Raw genomic sequence first — 26167 nt, forward strand, 5'->3', positions numbered from 1 at the left:
GGTTGCCGGGACAGACGTCTCGAACCGGTGCGTCAGACGAGCCCGAGCTCGTCGTGGATGAATTCGAGGACCTCGTCGGCGGAGGCGGCTTCCAGGTGGTCGGCCGCCGTGGCGGTGCCGTCCTGGTCGAGCACGCCGTTGCACATCGCGACCAGGCCCTGCAGGCGGAGCGTGATGCCCGCCTTCGTGGAGTCGTCCAGGCTCAGGCCGCTGAGCAGCGACTCGACGTCCTCGATCTTCGCCTGCACCAGGGAAAGCGCGTCCTCGCTGACGCCGAGCTCGGCGCGCAGGTGCCGGGCGAGGACCAGCGGGGTCGGGTAGTCGAAGACCAGGGTGGCGGGCAGCTTCAGGCCGGTGCCTTCGCGCAGCCGGTTGCGCAGCTCCACCGACGTCAGCGAGTCGAACCCGGCGTCCTTGAACGCCATCTCGGCCGGCACGCCCTCGGACCCGCCGTGCCCGAGCACGGCCGCCGCCCGTTCGCGGACCAGGTCCACGAGCAGGGCCTCCTGCTCGGCGGCGGCCAGCCCGGCCAGCCGCTGGACCAGCTCGCCGTCACCGGCCGACGCCGCCTTCGCCTGCTGCCGGCCCGCCCGGACCAGTCCGCGCAGCAGCGGCGGGATCGCGCCACCGTGCTTCGCGCCGGCCCGGACCTCACGCAGGTCCAGCTTGACCGGCACGAGCTGCGGCTGTCCCGACGCCAGTGCTGCGTCGAACAGGTCCATGCCTTCGGTCGCGGTGATCGGCAGGACACCGCCGCGGCTCATCCGCGCCTTGTCGACCCCGCCGAGGTGGGCGATCATCTCGGTGGCCAGCTCCCACAGGCCCCAGGCCAGCGAGAGGCCGGGCAGGCCGGCCGCCCGCCGGTGGGCCATCAGGCCGTCCAGGAACGCGTTCGCCGCCGCGTAGTTGCCCTGCCCGGCGGCGCCGAGCACGCCCGAGGCGGACGAGTAGACGACGAACGCGCCGAGGTCCATGCCCCGGGTCAGCTCGTCGAGGTGCCGGACCGCGTCGACCTTGGGGGCGAACACCCGGGCCAGCTTGTCCTCGGTCAGGGTCCCGATCACGCCGTCGTCGAGGACGCCCGCCGTGTGCACCACGCCGGTCAGCGGGTGCTCGGCAGGCACCGCGGCGAGCAGCGCCGCCACCTGGTCCCGGTCGGACACGTCGCAGGCCGCCATCGAGACGTCGGCGCCCAGGGTGGTGAGGTCGGCGACGAGGTCCTTCGCGCCTTCGGCGTCCAGACCCCGCCGGCTGGCCAGCACCAGGTGGCGCACACCGTGCCGCTCGACGAGGTGCCGGGCCACCAGCCCGCCCAGCGCCCCGGCGCCGGAGACGAGGACTGTCCCTTCCGGACCGAACACCGCGGACGGCTCCGGCTGCTCGCCGGCGCGCGCCAGCCGCGGCACGGACAGGGTTCCCTCGCGCACCGCGATCTGCGGCTCCCCGGTCATCAGCACGCCACCCAGTACCGCCTCCAGTCCTTCGGCCACCGCGGAATCGAGGTCCAGCAGCACGATCCGGTCCGGGTTCTCGGACTGGGCGGCCCGCACCAGGCCCCAGGCCGCCGACGCCACCGGATCGGTGACCGGGCCGCCGCCCGCGGCGACCGCACCGCGGGTCACCACGATCAGCCGCGAGTCCGCGTCCGGAGCGGCCAGCCACGCCTGCACGACGGCCAGCACCCGGCTCGTCAGTTCCAGCACGGCGCCGTCGGAACCGACCGCCTCGAGGACCGCCACCGCACCCGGCGGCACGTCTTCGGCGAACGCCGTCACCTGCTCCGCGTCGGCCACCTCAACCCACAGCGGGGCGGGCAGTCCGGCGGGCGCGGACAGCGGGGTCCAGGCCACTTCGAACAGCGAGCCCGCACGGGCCGGGGCCGCCGGGAGGCGATCCACCGGCCGCAGCTCCAGCTCGTCGGCGGACAGCACCGGGGCCCCGGTGCCGTCCGCCGCTTCCAGCGAGACGCTGTCCGGCCCGGCGGGCGCCAGCCGCACGCGCAGCGCCGAAGCGCCCGCAGCGTGCAGCACCAGCCCACGCCACCCGGTCGCCTGCCGCAGGGCCTGCTCGTCCAGGTCACCGCCGTCGGTCAGCACGGCCGCGTGCAGGGCCGCGTCGAGCAGCGCCGGGTGGACGCCGAACGCGGCCGCGTCCTCGCGCAGGTCCTCGGGCAGCGCGAGCTCGGCGAAGACCTCGTCTTCTCGCCGCCAGACCGCCCGCAGGCCCTGGAACGCGGGGCCGTAGGCGTACCCGCGCTCGGCCAGGTCGTCGTAGAGCAGGCCGGGGTCCACCTCGACCGGCTGCGCCCCCGGCGGCGGCCACGCGGTGAAGTCGAAGTCCGCGGCCGCGACCGGCGTCGCGGACAGGGTGCCGGTGGCGTGCCGGGTCCACACGTCGGCGTCCTCGTCGCCGAGGGCGTAGACCTCCACGCTTCGGGCACCGCGCTCGTCCGGCGCGCCCAACACGACCTGGACCCGGACGCCACCGCTCTCGGGCACGCCCAGTGGCGTCTCGATCGTCAGGTCCTCGAGGACCGAGCACCCGGCTTCGTCACCGGCGCGCACGGCCAGCTCGACCAGGCCGCTGCCGGGCAGGACCACGGCACCGCCGATCGCGTGGCCGGCCAGCCACGGGTGCGTCCGCACCGACAGCCGCGAGGTGAACACGATCTCCTCGGACCGCGGCAGCGACACGACCGCGCCCAGCATCGGGTGCTCGGCCGCCGCCTGGCCCAGTGACACGGCGTCGGAGTCCGCGTCGGCGGCCTGCAGCCAGTAGTGCTCCTGGTCGAAGGCGTAGGTCGGCAGGGCGACGCGGCCGGGCGGGACGGCGGGCAGCAGGCCGCGCCAGTCCACCGCGACCCCGCGGACGAACAGCTCGGCCGTCGACGTCAGCAGCCGCCGCAGGCCTCCGTCGTTGCGCCGGACCGAGCCGCCCACCACGGCGTCCACACCGGCGTCGTCGACGATGCCGGTGATCGGCTGCACCATCACCGGGTGCGGGCTGACCTCGACGAAGAACCGGTGCCCGTCGTCCAGCAGCGCGTCGACCGCGCCGTGCAGGTCGACCATCTGGCGGCAGTTTTCGTACCAGTAGGTGGCGTCCAGGCGTTCGCCGTCGAGCACGCCGGGCTTGACGGTCGAGTAGAACGGCACGGTGCCCGGCTCGGGCCGCACGTCCTTCAGCAGGTCCAGCAGCTCGTCGCGCAGCGGCTCGACCTGCGCGGTGTGCGAGCCGACGGTGCTGGGCACGATCCGGGCCCGCACGTCGGCGGCGGCGCACTCGGCCAGGAACCGCTGCAGCGACTCGTCGTCGCCGGCCACGGTGCACGCGCCCGGCCCGTTGCGCCCGGCGATGCCCAGCCCGGGGTGCCCGGCGAGCCGGTCCCGGACGTCGTCGGCGGACAGCGCCACGGACGCGATCGCGCCGTGGCCGACCAGCCGCCGCGCGAACAGGTCGCTGCGCAGCACGACCACGCGCACGGCGTCGGCCAGGCTGAGCACGCCCGCGATGTGCGCGGCCGCGACCTCGCCCTGCGAGTGGCCCACGACGGCGTCCGGCCGGACCCCGGCCGCTTCCCACACCGCGGCCAGCGACACCATCACCGCGAACAGCACCGGCTGCAGGACCTCGATGCGTTCCAGGCCCTCGTCGGCGCGCAGGACGTCGAGCACGGACCAGCCGGTCAGCGCCGCGATCTCCGCGTCGCACTCGGCCATCCGGGCCGCGAACACCGGCGACTCCGCGAGGAGCTCCCGGCCCATGCCGACCCACTGGGTGCCCTGCCCGGGGAACACGAAGACGACTCCGCCGTCACGGGCGCCGTCGCCCACGACCCCGTGGCCCGCCGCGATTTCCCGCAGGCCCGCAATCGCCTCCTCGCGATCGCCCGCCACGACGACACCCCGCTTGTCCAGCACCGCCCGGCCCGCGGCCAGCGCCCCGGCCACGTCCTCGAGCGGCACCTCGGCCTGCTCCAGGAACCCGGCCAGCCGCTCCGCCTGCCCAGCCAGAGAACCCGAGGTGCGCGCGGAAACCACCAGCGGCACCAAAGCCGGTCGTGAGTGGAAAGGCGAGTTAGAACCCTCCTTTTCACTCACGACAAGCCGCGGCAGATCCGCCTCCGGGACTTCTTCCAGGATCAGGTGGGCGTTGGTCCCGCTGATCCCGAACGAGGAGATCGCGGCCCGGCGCGGGCGGCCGTCGGCCTGCCACTCCCTGGCCTCGGTCAGCAGCTCGACCGCGCCCGCGGACCAGTCCACTTCCTTGGTGGGCTCGTCCGCGTGCAGGGTCGGGGGCAGCACGCCGTGCCGCAGCGCCTGCACCATCTTGATGACGCCGCCGACGCCCGCCGCGGCCTGCGTGTGGCCGATGTTCGACTTCAGCGACCCCAGCCACAGCGGCTTCGCCGGGTCGCGGTCCTTGCCGTACGTGGCCAGCAGCGCGTTCGCCTCGATCGGGTCGCCCAGCGCCGTGCCGGTGCCGTGACCCTCGACGACGTCCACATCGGACGGTGCCAGCCCGGCGTTCGCCAGCGCGCTGCGGATCACCCGCTGCTGCGCCGGGCCGCTCGGGGCGGTCAAGCCGTTCGACGCGCCGTCCTGGTTCACCGCGCTGCCGCGGATCACGGCCAGCACCCGGTGCCCGCGTTCCCGCGCCACCGACAGCCGCTCCAGCACGACCACGCCGACGCCTTCGGCCAGGCCGGTGCCGTCCGCGCCCTCGGCGTACGCCTTGCAGCGGCCGTCCGCGGCCAGCGCGCGCTGGCGCGAGAACGACCGGAACGAGCCGGGCGTCGCCATCACCATCGCGCCGCCGGCCAGCGCCATCGAGCAATCACCCTGCCGAAGTGCTTGCACGGCAAGGTGCATGGCGACCAGCGACGACGAGCACCCGGTGTCGATCGTGACGGCCGGGCCCTCGAACCCGAAGGTGTACGACACGCGGCCGGACGCGATGCAGGTCGCCGCACCCGTGCCCGCGAAGCCCTCCGCCTCCGGCGGGACCACGCCGCCGCCGGCACCGTAGCCCTGGGTCGACAGGCCGGAGAACACACCGACCGAGGAACCCTTCAGGGAAAACGGATCGGCGCCCGCGCGTTCGAGCGCCTCCCAGGACGTTTCCAGCAGCAGCCGCTGCTGCGGGTCCATCGTGACGGCCTCGCGCGGCGAGATGCCGAACAACCCCGCGTCGAACAGGCCCGCACCTTCGAGGAAGCCGCCCTGGCTGGTGTAGGACGTCCCGGCGCGGTCGGGGTCCGAGTCGAACAGGCTGTCCAGGTCCCAGCCGCGGTCGGCGGGGAAGTCGGCGACGGCGTCGACCCCGTCGGCCACCAGCTGCCACAGCTGTTCGGGCGAGGACACCCCGCCGGGGTACCGGCACGCCATGGAGACGATGGCGATCGGCTCGCGGGCGTCGTCCTCGACCTCGCGCAGCCGCTTGCGGGCGTCGCGGGCGTCCGCGATCGCCCGCTTCAGGTAATCGCGGAGTTGCGTCTCATCAGCCACTGGACTCTTCCTCCCTGGAAGCTTTCTGTCAGTTGAGCCCGTCGACGAGCGCGAACAGCTCCTCGTCGCTGGCGGTGTCGAGATCCTCGTCGGGCGTGCCGGGGTCGCGGCCCGCCGTCTCCGCCGCGGTCAGCAGCTCCTTGAGGCGCGCGGTGATCCGGTCCCGCGCCGCCGCGTCGGCGGCTCCGATGACCGCGTCCAGGCCGGCGAGCCCGGCCAGCACCGAGTCGGTGGCGGACACCTCGCCGACGGCGAGTTCGTCGCGCAGGTGCCGGGCGAGCGCCTGCGGGGTCGGGTGGTCGAACACCAGCGTCGCGGGCAGCTTGAGGCCGGTCGCGTCCCGCAGCCGGTTGCGCAGTTCCACCGACGTCAGCGAGTCGAACCCGGAGTCCTTGAACGCCGTGTCCGCCCGGACGGCACCCGCGCCGGAATGCCCGAGCACGACCGCGACCTGGGTGCGCACCACGTCCAGCAGCAGCGCTTCCTGCTGGACCGGGGCGAGCTTGGCCAGCCGTCCGACGAGCCCGTCTTCGCCGCCGGCCGCCGCCTTGGCCTGCTGCCTGCCGAGGCGGACCAGCCCGCGCAGCAGCGGCGGCACCGAGGTCCCGGTCGCCGCGTCGGCCCGGGCTTCGCGCAGGTCCAGTTCGACCGGCACCAGCAGCGCGCGCCCCGAACCGAGGGCGGCGTCGAACAGCTCCATGCCGTCCTCGGCGCCGAGCCCGCCGACACCGCCGCGGCCCTCGCGACGGCTCATCCGGCTCAGGGTGAGGTCGTCGATGGTGTCGGCCATGCCGGTGAGCTCCTGCCACGGGCCCCAGGCCAGCGACTGGCCCGGCAGGCCCGCCGCGTGCCGCCGGGCCATCAGCCCGTCGAGGAAACTGTTCGCGGCCGCGTAGCCGCCGCTGCCCGCGCCCATGAAGATCGACGACGCGGACGAGTACACGACGAACGCGTCGAGGTCGAGGTCCCGGGTCAGCTCGTCGAGGTTGGTCGCCGCGTCGACCTTCGGGGCGAACACCTTGGCCAGCTTCTCCGGGGTCAGCGCCCCGACGACACCGGCGTCGAACACGCCGGCCGTGTGCACGACCGCGGTCGGCCGGTGCTCCTTGAGCAGGGTCGCCGTCTGTTCGCGGTCGGAGACGTCGCAGGCGGCCACCGAGACGTCGGCGCCCAGCCCGGTGAGCTCGGTGACCAGCTCCGCCACCCCGCCGGCCTCCCGGCCCCGGCGGCTGGCGAGCACCAGGCGGCGCACGCCGTGCCGGGCGACCAGGTGCCGGGCCGCGAGCGCGCCGAGCGTCCCGGCGCCCGAGATCAGCACGGTCGAGTCCGGGCCGAACCCGGCCGGGGGGTCCGCCGCCGGGACGGTGACCCGGGCGAGGCGGGGCACGGAGAACGTCGTCCCGCGCACCGCGATCTGCGGCTCGCCGGTCGCCAGGACCGCGCCCAGCACGGTTTCCGGGCCGTCGCCGGCCGCGGGATCGAGGTCCAGCAGCACGATCCGGTCCGGGTTCTCGGTCTGCGCGGCCCGCACCAGGCCCCACACCGCCGACGCGGCCGGGTCGGTCACCACGCCGTCGCCGGCGGCCATCGCGCCCCGCGTGACGACGACCAGCCGGGACTCGTCCTGTTCGGCCGTCAGCCACGCCTGCACGACCGCCAGGACCCGCGAGGTCAACGTCAGCGCGTCGCCGTCTCCGGCCGCCGCCAGCACGACGGCCGCGGGAACGTCGGCCAGGGCCGTGACGTCGCCGGCGGTGGCCACCGCCGCCCACGACGGCGCCGGCCCGGCGGCGACGGGCGGCAGCTCGGTCCAGACCACCTCGTACAGCGATCCGGTCCGGGCCGCCGGCTGAGCGGTGGACACCTCCCGCAGCACCAGGGAATCCATCGACAGGACCGGGCCGCCGGTTTCGTCGGCGGCCTCGACGGTCATCGACTCCGGACCCGCCACGAGCCGGACCCGCAGCGCCGGCGCGCCCACGGCGTGCAGCGCGAGCCCGGTCCACGCGAACGGCATCACCGACCGGCCCGGTTCCCCGGCCGCCGCGGCCGCGATGGTGCCGGTCTGCAGGGCCGCGTCCAGCAGCGCGGGGTGGAGGCCGTACGCGGCGGCGTCTTCGCGCAGTTCCTCGGGCAGGGCGACCTCGGCGAAGACCTCCTCACCGCGCTGCCACACGTTTCGGACGCCCTGGAACGCGGGCCCGTACGCGTACCCGCGCTCGATCAGGCCGTCGTAGAAGTCCCCCACCTCGACCGGTTGCGCGTCCGGCGGCGGCCACGCGGTGAAGTCGAACCCCGCGGCCTTCACGGGGGTCGCGGCCAGGACGCCGGTGGCGTGCCGCGTCCACTCTTCGCCGCCGTCTTCGCGCTGGGAGTAGATCTCGACCGTGCGGGAGCCGTTCTCGCCGGACCCGCCCACCGCGACCTGGATCCGCACGCCGCCGTGCTCGGGCACGACGACCGGGGTCTGCGTCGCGAGCTCTTCGAGCACCGGGCAGCCGACCTCGTCGCCGGCCCGGACGGCCAGTTCCACCAGGCCGGTGCCCGGGAAGAGCACCACGCCGCCGATCGCGTGGTCGGCCAGCCACGGGTGCGTCCGCAGCGAAAGCAGCGACGTGAAGACGAGGCCGTCCGACTGCGGCAGCCGCACCGCCGCGCTCAGCAGCGGGTGGTCCGCCCGCGCCTGGCCCAGCGCCGTCGCGTCGGACGCGGACTCGGTGGAGGGCAGCCAGTAGTGCTGGTGGTCGAAGGCGTAGGTGGGCAGGTCGACCCGGGCGGCCGCCGCGCCGCCGGGCAGCACCGGGGTCCAGTCCACGGCCACGCCGCGGACGAACAGCCCGGCCATCGACGTGAGCAGCCGCCGCGGGCCGCCGTCGTCGCGGCGCAGGGTGCCGGTGACGACCGCGTCGGTGACCTCGCTGATCGGCTGCACCAGCACCGGGTGCGCGCTGACCTCGACGAACACCCCGTGGCCCTGCTCGAGGAGCGCGTCGATGGCCGGGCCGAACCGGACCTGGTTGCGCAGGTTCCGGTACCAGTAATCGCCGTCCAGTTCACCGGCTTCGGTGATCCGCTCGCCGGTGACGGTCGAGAGGAACGGCACCCGGGGCGCCTGCGCGTCGATCCCGGCCAGTGCCTCGGCGAGGGTGTCCTCGATGTCCTCGACGTGCCGGGTGTGCGAGGCGTAGTCCACCGCGACCTGGCGGACCCGGACGCCGTCGCCTGCCAGCACTTCCAGGCATTCGTTCAGGGCCTGGGCGTCCCCGGCGATCACGACCGAGGCGGGCCCGTTGACCGCGGCCACCTCGACCCGGCCGTCCCACAGCGAAAGCCGGGCAGCCGCCTCTTCTTCGCTCAGCGCGACCGACGCCATCCCGCCCCGGCCGGACAGCTGCGCCGCGATGGCCTGGCTGCGCAGGGCCACCACCTTGGCAGCGTCCACAAGAGACAGTGCGCCCGACACGCAGGCCGCGGCGATCTCGCCCTGCGAGTGCCCGACGACGGCGCTCGGGCGGACCCCGGCGGCTTCCCAGACCGCGGCCAGCCCGACCATCACCGCGAAACACGCGGGCTGCAGCACGTCCACCCGGTCCAGGTCGCCTTCGCCGCGCAGGACGTCGAGCAGCGACCAGTCGGTCCACGGGTCCAGTGCGGCCGCGCACTCCTCGATCCGCGCGGCGAACACCGGCGACGCTTCCAGCAGCTCACGGCCCATCCCGGCCCACTGCGTGCCCTGGCCCGGGAACACCCACACCACCTTGCGCGGCGCGCCCGCGCGGCCGGTGACCACCGCGGCCGTGTCTTCCCCGCGGGCCAGTGCCTGCAAGGCGGTCACGGCTTCTTCCCGCGACTCCGCCACCACGACGGCCCGCTCGTCCAGAACCGCCCGCCCGGTCACCAACGCCCCGGCCACCGCCGCGAGCGGCTCCCCGGACTCCTCGAGGAACCGGGCGAGCCGCTCGGCCTGCCCCGCCAGCGACCCCGCACTGCGCGCCGAAACCACCAGCGGCACCACCCCCGGTCGTGAGTGAAAAAGCGGGTTAGAACCCTCCTTTTCACTCACGAGGTCTTGGGGCGGGGCTTCCTCCAGGATCAGGTGGGCGTTCGTGCCGCTGACGCCGAACGAGGACACGCCGGCCCGGCGCGGCCGGTCCGTCCGTGGCCAGTCGCGGGCGCTGGTCAGCAGCTCGACCGCGCCCTCGGACCAGTCCACGGCCGACGAAGGCGCGTCGACGTGCAGGGTGGCGGGCAGGACGCCGTGCCGCAGCGCCTGCACCATCTTGATGACGCTCGCGACGCCCGCGGCCGCCTGCGCGTGGCCGATGTTCGACTTCAGCGAGCCCAGCCACAGCGGCGTTTCCCGCTCCTGGCCGTAGGTCGCCAGCAGGGCCTGTGCCTCGATCGGGTCGCCCAGCGCGGTCCCGGTGCCGTGGCCTTCGACGACGTCCACATCGGACGGTGCCAGCCCGGCGTTCGCCAGCGCGCTGTGGATCACCCGCTGCTGCGACGGCCCGTTCGGGGCGGTCAGGCCGTTGGACGCGCCGTCCTGGTTCACCGCGGAGCCCCGCAGGACCGCCAGCACGCGATGGCCACGCTCGCGGGCGACCGAAAGCCGTTCGAGGACCACCAGGCCGACGCCCTCGGCCATGCCCATCCCGTCGGCGGCGTCCGCGAACGCCTTGCAGCGGCCGTCCGCCGCGAGCCCGCGCTGCCGGGAGAACACGACGAAGGAGTTGGTGCTCGACATGACCATCGCGCCACCGGCGATGGCCATCGAGCAGTCGCCCTGCCGCAGCGCCTGCGCGGCGAGGTGCATGGTGACCAGCGACGACGAGCACGCCGTGTCGATCGTGACCGCGGGTCCTTCGAAGCCGAAGACGTAGGACAGCCGGCCCGAAGCGACGCTCGACGCCACACCGGTGCCCGCGAAGCTCTGCATCTCCGGCCCGATCGGCCCGGAGCCGTACCCCTGCGGGGCCGCGCCGACGAACACGCCGACGTCGGCGCCCTTCAGCGTCGTCGGGTCGACGGCGGCGTTCTCGAACGCCTCCCACGAGGTCTCCAGCAGCAGCCGCTGCTGCGGGTCCATGGCGAGGGCTTCCCGTGGCGAGATCCCGAAGAACCCTGCGTCGAACAGCCCCGCGTCGTGCACGAAGCCGCCCTGGCTGACGTACGACGTGCCCGGGTGGTCCGGGTCCGGGTCGAACAGGGTGTCCAGGTCCCAGCCGCGGTCGGTGGGGAACCCCGAAACCGCGTCGCCGCCTTCGGACACCAGCCGCCACAGGTCCGCGGGACCGGCGATGCCGCCGGGCAGCCGGCAGGCCATCCCGACGATGGCGATCGGCTCGCGGGACGCGCCCTCCAAGCGCCGGTTCCGCTTCTTCAGCGTGCCGACCTCTTCGAGGGACTTCCGCAGCGCCTCGACGACCTTTTCATACGACGCACTCACCACTTGCCCCAATCACTCGTCGCCGAAAGCCAGTTGCACGAGGTCGTCGACACCGAGTTCGGCGATCGACCGCTCCTCGCCCGCGTCCTCGGCCACGAGCGCCTGCCGCAGCCGGTCGTGCCCGTTCCCGTTGTGCCCGTTGCTTTCCGGGACCAGCCGCGCGCCCAGGTAGCGGGCCACCGCGAGGGGGTTCGGATAGTCGAAGACGAGCGTGGCCGGCAGTTTCAGGCCGGTCGCCTCGCGCAGCCGGTTGCGCAGTTCCACCGACGTCAGCGAGTCGAAGCCGGTGTCCTTGAACGCCGTGTCCGGGCGCACCGCCTCCGGCCCGTCGTAGCCGAGCACCACCGCGACCTGGCCGCGGACCAGGTCGACCAGGAGTTCCTCCCGGCCGTCCGGGTCGAGCCCGGTCAGCCGGGCGGCCAGCCCGGTGTCCACAGTGGACGCCTTGCGCGCCTGGGTGCGGCTCGGCCGGACCAGGCCGCGGAACAGGACCCCGACCGGGCCGGACCGCATCGCCGCCAGGTCGAGCTTGATCGGCACCAGCAGGGATTCTTCGGTCCGCAGCGCGAGGTCGAACAGGTCGAGGCCCTCGGCCCGGGTCAGTTCGAGCACGCCGTTGCGGCTCGCCCGTGCGTGGTCGATCTCGCTGAGGTGGGCGGCCATGCCGCTGCTGCGTTCCCAGAGACCCCAGGCCAGGGACAGGCCCGGCAGGCCGGCGGCCCGGCGGCCGGCCATGGCCGCGTCCAGGAAGGCGTTGGCCGCCGCGTACGGGCCCTGGCCGCCGCCGCCCATCACGCCGGCGACGGACGAGAACACGACGAACACGCCGAGGTCGCGGTCGCGGGTCAGCTCGTCGAGGTGGCGGACCGCGTCGACCTTCGCCGCGTACACGTTCGACAGCTGTTCCGGGGTCAGCGCGTCGATCACGCCGTCCTCGAAGACCCCGGCGGTGTGCACCACCCCGGTCAGGTCGGGCAGCGACTCCAGCAGCGCGGCCACCTGGTCGCGGTCGGAGACGTCGCAGGCCACCACGGACACGTCCGCATCGGCCAGCTCGGCGACCAGGTCGGCGGCGCCGTCGGCGTCCGGACCCCGGCGGCTGGCGAGCACGAGCTTCCGCACGCCGTGCTGCGTCACCAAGTGCCGGGCCACCAGCGTGCCCAGCGAACCGGCGCCGGAGACCAGGACCGTGCCGTCCGGGCCGAACACCGCGGGCGCGGCCGAAGTCCGGCCGGCGCGAGCCAGGCGGGGCACGTGGAAGGTGGTTCCGCGCACCGCGACCTGCGGCTCGCCGGTGGCCAGCACCGGCCCGAGGACCGGCGCGAGGTCGCCGTCGGTGTCGAGCAGGACGATCCGGTCCGGGTGCTCGGCCTGTGCGGAGCGCACCAGGCCCCACACCGCGGCCGCGGCCGGGCCGGTCACCGTGTGGTCGCCGCCGGCCGGGACCGCCCCGCGGGTCGCCACGACCAGCCGCGATTCCTCGAGCGCGGCGGCGGCGAGCCACGTCTGCACGATTTCCAGCACCCGGGAGCTCACGGCCAGCGCCGTGTCGCCGTCGGCCTCGGCGACCGCCACCGGCGGCCCATCCGTCTTCTCCGCGAGGGCCGCGACGTCGTCGGCGCTGCCCACCTGCGCCCACGCGGGCATCTCCGCGCGGGGCACCGAAGGCAGCTCGGTCCAGTCGACGCGGAACATCGCGTCGTGGCCCGCGTCGGCCGCGGCACCCAGCTGACCGGCCGAAACCGGCCGGGACACCAGCGATTCCATGGTCAGGACCAGCCCGCCGGTCTCGTCGGCGGCTTCGACGGACAGCGCGTCCGGGCCGCTCGGCGCGAGCCGGACCCGCAGCGCCGAAGCGCCCGCGGCGTGCAGGACCAGGCCGTTCCACGCGAACGCGAGCACCGGCTCGCCCGGCTCGTCCCCGCCGCCGACCGTGGCGGCCTGCAGGGCCGCGTCGAGCAGCGCCGGGTGGACGCCGAACCGGCCCGCGTCCTTGCCGAGGTCCTCGGGGAGGGCGGCCTCGGCGAAGATTTCGCCGTCCCGCCGCCACACCGCGCGCAGGCCCTGGAACGCCGGCCCGTAGCCGTACCCGCGTTCGGCCAGGCCGGTGTAGAACGTCTCGACGTCGACGCGCTCGGCGCCCGCGGGCGGCCAGGCGTGGAAGTCGAACCCGGTGTCCGGGGCCGGGGCCGAGGACAGCAGGCCGGTGGCGTGCCGGGTCCACGGTCCCGTGCCGCCGTCGCGCCGGGAGTAGACGTTCACCGTGCGCGAGCCGGTGTCGTCCGGGCCGCCCAGCGCGACCTGCACCCGCACGCCGCCCTGGGCGGGCACGACCAGCGGGGCCTCGATGACCAGCTCGTCGAGGGCGGTGCAGCCGGCTTCGTCGCCGGCCCGCACGGCCAGCTCGGCCAGCCCGGCGCCGGGGAGGATGACCACGCCGCCGACCGCGTGGTCGGCGAGCCACGGGTGCGTCCGCACCGACAGCCGCGAGGTGAAGACCAGGCCGTCGGACTGCGGCAGCTCGACGACCGCGCCCAGCAGCGGGTGGTCGGCCGCCGCCTGGCCCAGCGAGGCCGCGTCGGTCGCGGACTCGGCGGGCCGCAGCCAGTAGTGCCGGTGGTCGAAGGCGTACTTGGGCAGGTCCACCCGGGCGGCCGGCGGCAGGACCGCGGTCCAGTCGAGCGGGACGCCCCGCACGAACAGCTCGGCCATCGACGTCAGCAGGCGGCGCAGGCCACCGTCGTCGCGGCGCAGCGACCCGGTCACCACCGCGTCGTCGCTGATCTCGCTGAGCGGCTGGACCAGCACCGGGTGCGCGCTGACCTCGACGAACACGCCGTGGCCCTGGCGGACGAGCTTCGCAACGGCCGGGCCGAAGCCGACCCGGTTGCGCAGGTTCCGGTACCAGTAACCGCCGTCGACGACCCCGGCTTCGGTGATCCAGTCGCCGGTGAGGGTGGAGAAGAACGGCACCGCCGGCGCCTGCGCCTCGATTCCGGCGAGGGTCTCGGCCAGGAGGTCCTCGATGGCTTCGACCTGGTTGGTGTGGGACCCGTAGTCCACAGCCACCCGCCGGACGCGCACTTCCCGGCCGGACAACGCTTCGACGACCTCGTCGAGCGCGTTGGCCTCCCCGGCGACCACCACGGACGTGGGGCTGTTGACCGCGGCCACCTGGACCCGGTCGGCCCACGGCGCCAGCCACGCGGCCGCCTCTTCTTCGCTCAGCGCCACGGAAGCCATGCCGCCGCGCCCGGCCAGCCGGGTGGCGATGGCCTGGCTGCGCAGCGCGACCACCTTCGCCGCGTCCGGCAGCGACAACGCCCCCGACACGCAGGCCGCGGCGATCTCGCCCTGCGAGTGCCCCACCACGGCGTCCGGCCGGACGCCCGCCGACTGCCACACCGCGGCGAGGCCGACCATCACCGCGAAGCTCGCGGGCTGCACGACGTCGACGCGGTCCAGGAGATCGGATTCGCCACGCAGCACGTCGAGCAGCGACCAGTCGACCCACGGTTCGAGCGCGGCCGCGCATTCGGCGACCCGCTCGGCGAACACCGGGGACTCGTCGAGGAGCTGCCGTCCCATGCCCGCCCACTGCGAGCCCTGGCCGGGGAAGACCCAGACGAGCTTGCCCGGCGCACCCGCCCGGCCGGTGACCACCGCAGCCGTGTCTTCCCCGCGAGCCAACGCTTCCAGACCCGTCACGGCCTCTTCGCGAGAGCCCGCGACCACGACCGCGCGCTCGGTCAGCGCGGCCCGGTCCGTCACCAGCGCCCGGGCCACCCCGGCCAGCGGCGCGTCACCCGCGACCACGTCGGCGAGCCGACCGGCCTGCCCGGCCAGCGACGCCGTGCTCCGCGCGGACACCACCACCGGCACCACAGACTGTCGTGAGTGGTAAGGAGGGTTAGAACTCGCCTTTTCACTCACGAGGTCTTCCGGGGCCTCTTCCAGGATGAGGTGCGCGTTCGTGCCGGAGACGCCGAACGCGGACACGCCGGCCCGGCGCGGACGGCCGTTGCGCGGCCACTCGCGGGCCTCCGTCAGGAGCTCGACCGCGCCGGCGGACCAGTCCACTTCGGGGGTCGGCTCGTCGACGTGCAGCGTGGGCGGCAGGACTTCGTGCCGGAGCGCCTGGACCATCTTGATCACGCCCGCGACCCCCGCCGCGGCCTGCGCGTGGCCGATGTTCGACTTCAGCGACCCCAGCCACAACGGCGTCTCACGGCCCCTGCCGTAGGTGGCGAGCAGGGCCTGCGCCTCGATCGGGTCGCCGAGGGTGGTCCCGGTGCCGTGCGCCTCGACGGCGTCCACATCGGACGGTCCCAGCCCGGCGCTGCCCAGCGCCCGGCGGATCACCCGCTGCTGCGAAGGCCCGTTCGGGGCGGTGAGGCCGTTGGACGCGCCGTCCTGGTTGACCGCGCTGCCGCGCAGCACGGCCAGGATCCGGTGGCCGCGTTCGCGAGCCACCGACAGCCGCTCCAGCACGACCACGCCGACGCCTTCGGCCCAGCCGGTGCCGTCGGCCGCCGCGGCGAACGCCTTGCAGCGCCCGTCGACGGCGAGGCCGCGCTGCCGGGAGAACTCGACGAACGCGCCGGGGTTCGCCATCACGGTCGCGCCGCCGGCCAGCGCCATCGAGCATTCGCCCTGGCGCAGGGACTGGGCGGCGAGGTGCATCGCGACCAGCGAGGACGAGCACGCCGAGTCGATCGTCACCGCCGGGCCTTCGAACCCGAACACGTACGACACGCGGCCGGACGCCACGCTCGACGACCCGCCGGTGCCCGCGAAGCCCTCCAGCTCCGGCGTGACGACGCTGTCGCCCGGGGCGACGTAGCCCTGGCCGAACATGCCGGTGAACACCCCGACGTCGTTGCCCTTGAGCGAAAGCGGGTCGACGCCGGCGTCTTCCATCGCCTCCCAGGACGTCTCCAGCAGCAGGCGCTGCTGCGGGTCCATGGCGACGGCCTCACGCGGCGAGATGCCGAAGAAGCCCGCGTCGAACAGGCCCGCTTCGTGCAGGAAGCCGCCGTGCCGGGTGTAGGTCTTGCCCGGGCGGGCCGGGTCCGGGTCGTAGATGCCCTCCAGGTCCCAGCCGCGGTCGGTGGGGAAGCCCGAGACCGCGTCCCGGCCCTCGGACACCAGCCGCCACAGGTCTTCGGGGCCGGTGACCCCGCCGGGCAGGCGGCAGGCCATGCCGACGATGGCGATCGGTTCGTCGAGGTCGGCCTTCGCGGCCACCGCGGTCACGGGCGTCTCCGCCGCGCCACCGAGTTCCTCGCGCAGGTGCCGGGCCAGTGCCTGGGGGTTCGGGTAGTCGAAGACCAGCGTCGCGGGCAGCTTGAGCCCGGTGGCGGCCCGCATCCGGTTGCGCAGCTCGACCGCGGTCAGCGAGTCGAACCCGGCGTCCTTGAACGCCGTGTCGACGCGGACCGCGCTCGCGTCGGCGTGCCCGAGCACGGCCGCCACCTGCGCCCGGACGAGGTCCAGGAGCAGGGTGAGCTGGTCCGCCGGGGTCAGCCCGGCCAGCCGTCCCGCCAGCCCGCTGTCCGTTGTGGACGCGGTGCGGGCCTGGGCGCGCCTGGCCCGGACCAGGCCGCGCAGCATGTGCGGCACGGTCCCGTCGGCGCGGAGGTCCAGCTTCGCGGGCACCAGCAGCGACTCGCTCGAGCCGAGGGCCGCGTCGAACAGGTCCATGCCCTCGGCCTGCGTCATGATCTGCAGGCCGCCGCGGCGGCTCATCCGGGCGCGGGTGGCCTCGTCGGTGTTGGCGGCCATGCCGGTGCTTTGCTCCCACAGGCCCCACGCCAGCGACAGGCCCGGCAGGCCCGCCGCCCGGCGGTTCGCCATCAGGCCGTCCAGGTAGGCGTTCGCGGCGGCGTAGCTGCCGCTGCCCGCGCCCATGAACACCGCGGAAACCGAGGAGTAGACGACGAAGGCGTCGAGGTCCCGGTCGCGAGTCAGCTCATCGAGATGCCGGACGGCTTCGACCTTCGGGGCGAACACCCGGGCCAGCCGCTCCCGGTCCAGCGTCCCGATGACACCCGCGTCGAGGACACCGGCCGTGTGCACCACGGCGGTCGGCCGGTGCTCGTCGAGCAGCGCGGCCACCTGGGCGCGGTCGGAGACGTCGCAGGCGACGACGGAGACGTCCGCGGCCAGCTCGGCGACCAGCTCCGCCACGCCATCGGCCTCCTGGCCCCGGCGGCTCGCCAGGACGAGCTTCCGCACGCCGTGGCGCTCGACCAGGCGCCGGGCCACCAGGCCACCGAGCGCACCGGCGCCCGAGATCAGGACCGTCCCGTCCGGGCGGAACACGGCATCGCCGCTCTGCTCCGCGCGGGCGATGCGGGGCACGAAGTACTTGCCGCCACGGAGGGCGATCTGCGGCTCGTCGGCCGCCAGGACCGCGCCGAGCGGCACGTCGCCGTCGGTGTCGAGCAGCACGATCCGGTCGGGATTCTCCGCCTGCGCGGCCCGGACCAGGCCCCACACGGCGGCCCCGGCCGGGTCGGTCACGTCGCGGACGGCGCCGCGGGTCACCACGACCAGCCGGGCGTCCTCCGGCGCGTCGGCGAGGAACGTCTGCACGGCGGCCAGCACCCGCGCGGTCAGGTCCAGCGGCTCCTCGCCGGCGGCTTCGAGCACCTCGACCTGCTCCGGCACCGCACTGTCCGCAATGGACACTTCGGTCCAGTCGACGCGGTACAGCGAGCCGGCGCGGGTTCGCGCGGCCGAGAGTTCCCGTGCCGCCACCGGACCGGCCGTGAGGACCAGGCCGCCCGTTTCGTCGGCCGCTTCGAGGGAGACGCCGGGCACCAGCCGCACCCGCAGCGCCGAGGCACCCGCGGCGTGCAGGACCAGGCCGTGCCACTCCGCCGGCTGCTCGTCGTCCGCGAGGACCGGGCGCACCGCGGCGTCCAGCAGCACGGGGTGGATGCCGAACGCGCCGGCGTCCAGGTCCCCGGGCAGCGCGACCTCGGCGAAGACCTCCTCGCCACGCCGCCAGCCGCCGTCGGCCTCCTGCGCCCCGGCGGGCGGCCACGCGGTGAAGTCGAACGGCTCGTGCGCAGGAGCCGTGGCGGACAGGTGCCCGGTGGCGTTCCGGGTCCAGTCTTCGTCGCCTTCGCGCTGCGAATACACCTCGACCGCGCGCTCGCCGCTCACGACGACCTGCACCCGCAAGCCACCGGTCTCCGGCAGCACCAGCGGAGCTTCGACGACCAGGTCGTCGAGAACCGGGCAGCCGGCTTCGTCACCGGCCCGCACGGCCAGCTCCACCAAGGCCGTGCTCGGGACGCCGTCGGCCAGCCACGGGTGCGTCCGCACCGACAGCCGCGAGGTGAACACCAGGCCGCCGGACTGCGGCAGCGTCACCACGGCCCCCAGCAGCGGGTGATCGGCCCCGGCCAGCCCCAGTGAAGGCGCGTCGGCCGCGGCGGGCGGGCTCAGCCAGAAGTGCTGGTGGTCGAAGGCGTAGGTCGGCAGTTCGACGCGGGCGGGCGGTGCCGTCGTGGCCCAGTCGACCGGGACGCCCCGGACGAACAGTTCGGCCATCGAGGTCAGCAGCCGCCGCACCCCGCCGTCGCCGCGCCGCAGGGTGCCGGTGACGACCGCGTCGGAGAGTTCGCTGAGCGGCTGCACCAGCACCGGGTGGGCACTGACCTCGACGAACACCCCGTGACCCTGCTCGAGCAGCGCGTCGATGGCCGGGCCGAACCCGACCTGGTTGCGCAGGTTCCGGTACCAGTAGCCGCCGTCGACGACCCCGGCTTCGGTGATCCACTCGCCAGTGACGGTCGAGTAGAAGGGCACCACCGGGGCCTGCGCGGTGATCCCGGCCAGCGTCTCGGCGAGGATCTCGCCGATGTCCTCGACGTGCCGGGTGTGGGACGCGTAGTCCACCGCTACCCGGCGGCCGCCGAGGGCGTCGACGGCCTCGGTGAGCGCTTCGGCGTCGCCCGCGATGACCACCGACGACGGGCCGTTGACCGCGGCGATCTCGACCCGGCCGCTCCACGGCGCGAGCCGGGCGGCGACCTCGTCGTGGCTCAGCTGGACCGACGCCATGCCGCCGCGCCCGGACAGCTCGGCCGCGATCGCCTGGCTCCGCAACGCGACCACCTTCGCCGCGTCCTCGAGGGACAGGGCGCCCGACACGCAGGCCGCGGCGATCTCACCCTGGGAGTGCCCCAGGACGGCGTCCGGTACCACGCCCACCGAGGCCCATACGGCGGCGAGACCGACCATCACCGCGAAACACGCGGGCTGCAGCACGTCGACCCGCTCGATCAGCGAAAGGTCACCTTCGCCGCGCAGGACGTCCACCAGGGACCACTCGATCCACGGCCGCAGCGCGGCCGCGCACTCCTCGATCCGCTCGGCGAACACCGGCGACGCGTCCAGGAGCTCCCGGCCCATGCCCGCCCACTGCGTCCCCTGGCCGGGGAACACCCAGACGGCCTTGCCCGGCAGGCCCGCGGTGCCGGTCACCAGGCCGGGCGCGCTCTCGCCGCGGGCCAGCGCGGTCAGCGAGGTCCGTGCTTCCTCGGCCGAGCCCGCCACGACGACGGCTCGGTCGGCCAGCGTCGCGCGGGTCGACAGCAGGGCACCCGCCACGCGGGTCAGCGAGACGTCCCCGTCGAGGAACTCCGCCAGCCGCGCGGCCTGGCCCGCCAGGGATCCGGTGCTGCGCGCGGACACCACCACGGGCACCACGCCGTCGGGCACGTCCGCCTCGGGAGCGTCGCCGGCGGGGGCTTCTTCGAGGATGAGGTGCGCGTTGGTGCCGCTGATGCCGAACGACGAGACGCCGGCCCGGCGCGGGTGGCCGTTGCGCGCCCACTCGCGGCCCTCGGTCAGCAGCTCGACCGCGCCCGCGGACCAGTCCACCTGCTTGGTGGGTTCCTGCACGTGGAGGGTGGGCGGCAGGGCGTCGTGCCGCAGCGCCTGGACCATCTTGATGACGGCGGCGACCCCCGCGGCCGCCTGGGTGTGGCCGATGTTCGACTTCAGCGACCCGAGCCACAGCGGCGTCTGGCGGTTCTTGCCGTAGGTGGCGAGCAGGGCCTGTGCCTCGATCGGGTCGCCCAGCGCGGTCCCGGTGCCGTGCGCCTCGACAGCGTCCACATCGGACGGTTGCAGCCCGGCCGTGGCCAGCGCGCTGCGGATCACCCGCTGCTGCGAGGGCCCGTTGGGCGCGGTCAGGCCGTTCGACGCACCGTCCTGGTTCACCGCGCTGCCGCGGAGCACGGCGAGCACCTGGTGGCCGCGCTCGCGGGCCACGGAAAGCCGTTCGAGGACGACGATGCCGACGCCCTCGGACAGGACCGTGCCGTCGGCGCCGTCCGCGAACGCCTTGACCCGGCCGTCCTCGGCCATGCCGCGCTGCCGCGACATGCCGATCACGCCGATCGGCGAGCCCATCACGGCGACGCCGCCGGCGAGCGCCATCGTGCACTCGCCCTGCCGAAGTGCCTGTGCGGCAAGGTGAATCGCCACCAGCGACGACGAGCACGCGGTGTCCACGGTGACCGCCGGGCCCTCGAACCCGAAGGTGTAGGACACCCGGCCCGAGGCCACGCTGCCCGCGGTGGCCGTGGTGACGAACCCTTCGAGTTCCGCGGGCATGTTGCCGAGTGACTCGAGGTAGTCGTGGATCGAGACGCCGGAGAACACGCCGACGGCGTCGCCGCGGGTCTTCGTCGGGTCGATCCCCGCGCGTTCCAGTGCTTCCCAGGACGCTTCCAGCAGCAGGCGCTGCTGCGGGTCCATGGCCAGTGCCTCGCGCGGCGAGATCCCGAAGAAGCCGGGGTCGAACAGCGCGGCCTCGTGCAGGAACCCGCCCTGGCGGATGTAGGCGGTGCCCGGGCGTTCCGGGTCGGAGTCGAACAGGCCGTCCAGGTCCCAGCCGCGGTCCTCGGGGAACGCCGACATGCCGTCGCGGCCCTCGGCGACCATCCGCCACAGGTCCTCGGGGCTCATCACCCCGCCCGGCAGGCGGCAGGCCATGCCGACGATGGCGATCGGCTCACCCGCGTCCGCGGCGGCCGCGACCGGCGCGGCGGGCGTGCCCGCCACCGTCTCGCCCAGCTCCTCGCGCAGGTGCCGGGCGAGCGCGACCGGCGTCGGGTAGTCGAAGACGAGCGTGGCGGGCAGCTTGACCCCGGTCGCCGCGCTGAGCCGGTTGCGCAGCTCGACCGCGGTCAGCGAGTCGAAGCCGAGGTCGCTGAACCCCTTGGTGCCCTGGGCCAGCTCGGGGGCGTTGAAGCCGAGCACCGCGGCCGCCTCGGCCTGGATGATGCCGAGCAGGACGCCGTCCTGGTCCGCCGTGGACAGCCCGGCGAGCTTGTGGACCAGCCCGCCGCCGCTCGCGGCGGCCGTCCGCGCGACCCGGCGGCTCGCGCGGACCAGGCCGCGCAGCAGGTGCGGGACCTCCCCCGCGCCGCGCAGGGTCTTCAGGTCGAGCTTGATCGGCACGAGCAGGGCCTGCTCGGCGGCCAGGCCGATGTCGAAGCTGTCCAGCGCTTCGGCGGGTGTCATGGCCAGCACGCCGCCGCGGCTCATCCGGGCCTGGTCGGTGGCGGACAGGTGCGCGGTCAGGCCGTCGGCCTGTTCCCACAGGCCCCACGCCAGCGACACGCCCGGCAGGCCCGCCGCGCGGCGCCGGGCCATCAGGCCGTCGAGGTAGGCGTTCGCCGCCGCGTAGTTGCCCTGCCCGGCCGAGCCCATGAGCGCGGCCGCGGAGGAGAACACGACGAAGGCGTCGAGGTCGCCGGCGAGTTCGTCGAGGTGATTCGCGGCGGTGACTTTGGGGGCGAACACCCCGGCCAGCCGCTCCCGGTTCAGTGCCCCGATGACGCCGTCGTCGAGCAGGCCCGCCAGGTGCACGATGCCGGTCGGGCGGTGCTCGGCCAGCAGCGCGGCCACCTGGTCCCGGTCGGAGACGTCGCAGGCGACCACGGACACGCTCGCGCCCTGCTCGGCCAGCTCGGTCAGCAGGTCTTCGGCGGCCACCCCACGGCGGCTCGCGAGCACCAGACGCCGGACACCGTGCCGGGCGACCAGGTGCTTGGCCACGAGCGCGCCGAGCGAGCCGGTGCCGCCGGTGAGCAGGACCGTCCCGTCCGGACTGAACACCGCGGGCGCGTCCGGCACGCGGCCGGTGGCTCGGGACAGCCGCGGGACGGAGAACGTGCCGCCGCGCACGGCGATCTGCGGCTCGCCGGTGCCCAGCACGGCACCCAGCGGCAGCTCGCCATCGGTGTCGACGAGGACGATCCGGCCGGGGTTTTCCGCCTGGGCGGCCCGGACCAGGCCCCACACGGCGGCTCCGGCGGGGTCGGTCACCTCGCGGACAGCGCCGCGGGTCACCACGACCAGCCGGGCTTCCTCTGCCGCGCCTTCGAGCCACACCTGCACGGCTTCCAGCACCCGGGTGGTCAGGTCGATGGCCTCGCCGCCGACGGCTTCGAGCACCTCGGCGTGGTCCGTGGCCACGCTTTCGGCCGCGGGCAGGTCGATCCAGTCGACCTGGAACAGCGAGTCGCGCTCCTCGCCCGCCGCCGTTTCCAGCTGCTCGGCGGAGACCTCGCGGGACACCAGCGAATCCATGGTGACGACCAGGCCACCGGTCTCGTCGGCGGCCTGGAACGTCAGCGCGTCCGGGCCGCCCGGGGCGACCCGCACCCGCAGCGCCGACGCGCCGACGGCGTGCAGGACCAGGCCGTTCCACGCGAACGGCAGCACGCTGCGCTGGTCGCCGGGGTTGGCGAAGGCGTTCGTGTGCAGGGCCGCGTCCAGCAGCGCCGGGTGGAGACCGAACTTGCCGGCGTCCTCGCGGTGGTCGTCGGGCAGCGCGACCTCGGCGAAGACCTCCTCGCCGCGCCGCCACACCGCCCGCATGCCCTGGAACGCGCCGCTGTAGGCGTAGCCGCGCTCGGTGAGGTCGGAGTAGAAGTTCTCGACGTCGATCGGCTCCGCCCCGGCGGGCGGCCAGGCAGCGAAGTCGAAGCGGTCCGGCTCCCGCGAGGCCGACTCGCCGAGGAGACCGGTGGCGTGCCGGACCCATTCGTCGCCGTCTTCCCGCATGGAGAAGACGTCCACCGCGCGCGAGCCGGTTTCGTTCGGCCCGCTCACCGCGACCTGCACGCGGACGCCGCCGCGCTCGGCCAGCACCAGCGGTGCCTCGATGACGAGCTCTTCCAGGACGCCGAAGCCGAGCTCGTCCCCGGCGCGCAGCGCGAGGTCGACGTAGACCGTGCCCGGGATGAGCACCACCCCGCCGATCGCGTGCCCGGCCAGCCACGGGTGCGACTGCAGCGACAGCCGGGAGGTGAAGACCAGGCCGTCGGACTGCGGCAGCGGCACGACCGCGCCCAGCAGCGGGTGGTCGGCGCCGACGAGGCCGAGCGACACGGCGTCCTTCGCCGATTCGCCGAGCTGCAGCCAGTAGTGCTGGTGGTCGAAGGCGTACGTCGGCAGGTCGGCGCGCCGGAACGGCGGCAGCACGCCGGTCCAGTCCACGGTCACGCCGCGCACGAACAGCTCGGCCGCCGAGGCCAGCAGGCGCCGGAGGCCGCCGTCCTCGCGCCGCAGCGTCCCGGTGACGACGGCTTCGGTGCCGTCGACCAGCTCGTTGATCGGCTGGACCAGCACGGGGTGCGCGCTGACCTCGACGAACACCCGGTGGCCCTGCTCGATCAGCCCGGCCACCGCCGGGCCGAACCGGACCTGGCGGCGCAGGTTGCGGTACCAGTAGCCGCCGTCGAGGACCCCGGCGTCTTCGACCCACTCGCCGGTGACGGTCGAGTAGAACGGGATTTCCGGGGCCTGCGCGCGGATCCCGCCGAGCATCTCGGCCAGCGCGTCGCGCGCGGCTTCGACGTGCCGGGTGTGGGACGCGTAGTCCACTGCCACCCGCCGGATCCGGACACCCTGGTCGTCGAGCGCGTCGAGGGCTTCGTCCAGCGCTTCGGCGTCCCCGGCGATCACGACCGACCGGGGCCCGTTGACGGCCGCGACTTCCACCCGGCCCGCCCACGGCTCGATCCGCGCGGCCGCGTCTTCTTCGCTCAACGCCACGGAGGCCATGCCGCCGCGGCCGGCCAGCTGGGCGGCGATCGCCTGGCTGCGCAGGGCCACCACCTTCGCCGCGTCCTCAAGAGACAGTGCCCCCGACACGCACGCAGCCGCGATCTCGCCCTGCGAGTGCCCCACGACGGCCTCGGGCTCGACGCCGAGCGACGCCCACACCGCGGCGAGCCCGACCATCACGGCGAAGCTCGCGGGCTGCACGACGTCGACCCGGTCGAGCAGGTCGGCGTCGCCGCGCAGGACGTCGGTCAGCGACCAGTCGACCCACCGCCCGAGCGCGGTCTCGCACTCGGCGATCCGCGCGGCGAACACCTCCGACGAGTCCAGCAGTTCCCGGCCCATCCCGGCCCACTGCGTCCCCTGGCCGGGGAACACCCAGACGACCTTGCCCGGCGCACCCGAGCCGCGGCCGGTGAGCACGCCGGGCGCGCTTTCCCCACGGGCCAATGCCTGCAACCCGGCCACGGCTTCTTCCTGCGAGTCCGCCACGACGACCGCGCGCTCGCTGAGCGTCGCGCGGCCGGACACCAGAGTCCCGGCCATGTCCGCCAGGGAAACGTCCCCGACCTCCGCCAGCCGCCCCGCCTGAGCAGCCAGCGAACCCTCGGTAGCGGCCGTCACCACGAGCGGCACCACGGACTGTCGTGAGTGGTAAGGCGGGTTAGAACCCTCCTTACCACTCACGAGGTCTTCGGGGGCCTCCTCCAGGATCATGTGGGCGTTGGTGCCGCTGGCGCCGAACGAGGAGATGCCGCCGCGGCGGGGGTGGTCGCCGCGCGGCCACTCGCGGGTCTCGGTCAGCAGCTCGATCGAGCCCGCCGTCCAGTCGACCTGCGGGGTGGGCGCGTCCACGTGCAGCGTCGCCGGGAGCTTCCCGTGCCGGAGCGACTGGACCATCTTGATCACGCCGGCCACGCCGGACGCGCCCTGGGTGTGCCCGACGATCGACTTCACCGAGCCGAGCAGGAGCGGCTGCTGCGGGTCGCGGCCCTGGCCGTAGGTGGCCAGCAGCGCCTGCACCTCGATCGGGTCGCCGAGGACGGTGCCGGTGCCGTGGCCCTCCACGGTGTCCACATCGGACGGTGACAGCCCGGCGGCGGCCAGTGCCTTGCGGATGACGCGCTGCTGGGCGGGGCCGTTCGGCGCGGTGAGGCCGTTCGAGGCGCCGTCCTGGTTGACCGCGCTGCCGCGGATGACGGCGAGGACCTGGTGCCCGCGCTCGCGCGCCACCGACAGCCGCTCCAGCAGCACCACGCCGACGCCCTCGGCCCAGCCGGAGCCGTCGGCGGCCGCGGCGTAGGACTTGCAGCGCCCGTCGAAGGCCAGCGCCCGCTGCCGCGCGAAGCCGACGAACCCGCCGGGCGTGGCCATCACGGTCGAGCCACCGGCCAGGGCCATCGAGCACTCACCGCGGCGAAGGGCCTGCGACGCAAGGTGAATCGCCACCAGCGAGGACGAGCACATGGTGTCGACGGTGACGGCGGGACCTTCGAGCCCGAGCGTGTAGGCGACCCGGCCGGAGGCGACCCCGCCCGCGGTGCCCAGCGCCCGCTCCAGGCTCATGAAGCCTTCGAAGCCGCTGAGGTCCGGGGCGTAGTCCTGGTGCACGACCCCGGCGAACACGCCGATGTCGCTGCCCCGCACCGAATGCGGGTCGATCCCGGCGCGCTCGAGGGTCTCCCAGGACACCTCCAGGAGCTGCCGCTGCTGCGGGTCCATGGCGAGGGCCTCGCGCGGCGAGATGCCGAAGAAGCCCGCGTCGAACTGGGCCGCGTCGTGCAGGAAGGCGCCCTCGCGCACGTACGTCGTCCCGGGGTTGTCGGGGTCCGGGTGGTAGAGGCCCTCGACGTCCCAGCCGCGGTCGCCGGGGAACTCCGTGTAGACGTCGGCGCCTTCCGACACGACCCGCCAGAAGTCCTCCGGGCCGCGGATCCCGCCGGCGTAGCGGCAGGCCATGGAGACGATCGCGATGGGCTCCGCCGCGGCCGCGGCGAGCGCGGCGTTCTCCTGCTGGAGGCGGACGTTCTCCTTCAGCGAGGCGCGCAGTGCGTCAACGATCTGCTCGTTCGGCGCGGACATGTTCTTCCTCCACGATTCGTTCGCCATCGGC

At 74.6% G+C, this 26167-nt stretch carries 2 protein-coding genes and 1 pseudogene; all 3 read right to left on the reverse strand.

Annotated features, from left to right (window positions below; genetic code table 11):
- Window positions 1–32: 32 nt before the first annotated feature.
- The gene (locus OO60_RS14205) at window positions 33–5507 is read right to left on the reverse strand and encodes a type I polyketide synthase (protein ID WP_003102381.1); all 5475 of its coding nucleotides are present in this window, start codon (window positions 5505–5507) and stop codon (window positions 33–35) included.
- Between the two features lie 28 nt (window positions 5508–5535).
- Window positions 5536–10956 (reverse strand): annotated as a pseudogene (locus OO60_RS14210) (acyltransferase domain-containing protein); the annotation flags it as partial.
- Between the two features lie 12 nt (window positions 10957–10968).
- On the reverse strand, window positions 10969–26136 hold the full coding sequence (locus OO60_RS14215) for a type I polyketide synthase (protein ID WP_033261454.1): 15168 nt from the start codon (window positions 26134–26136) through the stop codon (window positions 10969–10971).
- Window positions 26137–26167 lie beyond the last annotated feature (31 nt).

It is taken from the genome of Amycolatopsis vancoresmycina, assembly GCF_000716785.1.
GTDB classification, from domain to species: Bacteria; Actinomycetota; Actinomycetes; order Mycobacteriales; family Pseudonocardiaceae; genus Amycolatopsis; species Amycolatopsis vancoresmycina.

Excerpts from the sequence above, each read along its gene's own strand:
- OO60_RS14215 (WP_033261454.1), bottom strand. The coding sequence starts at position 26,136 with ATGTCCGCGCCGAACGAGCAGATCGTTGACGCACTGCGCGCCTCGCTG.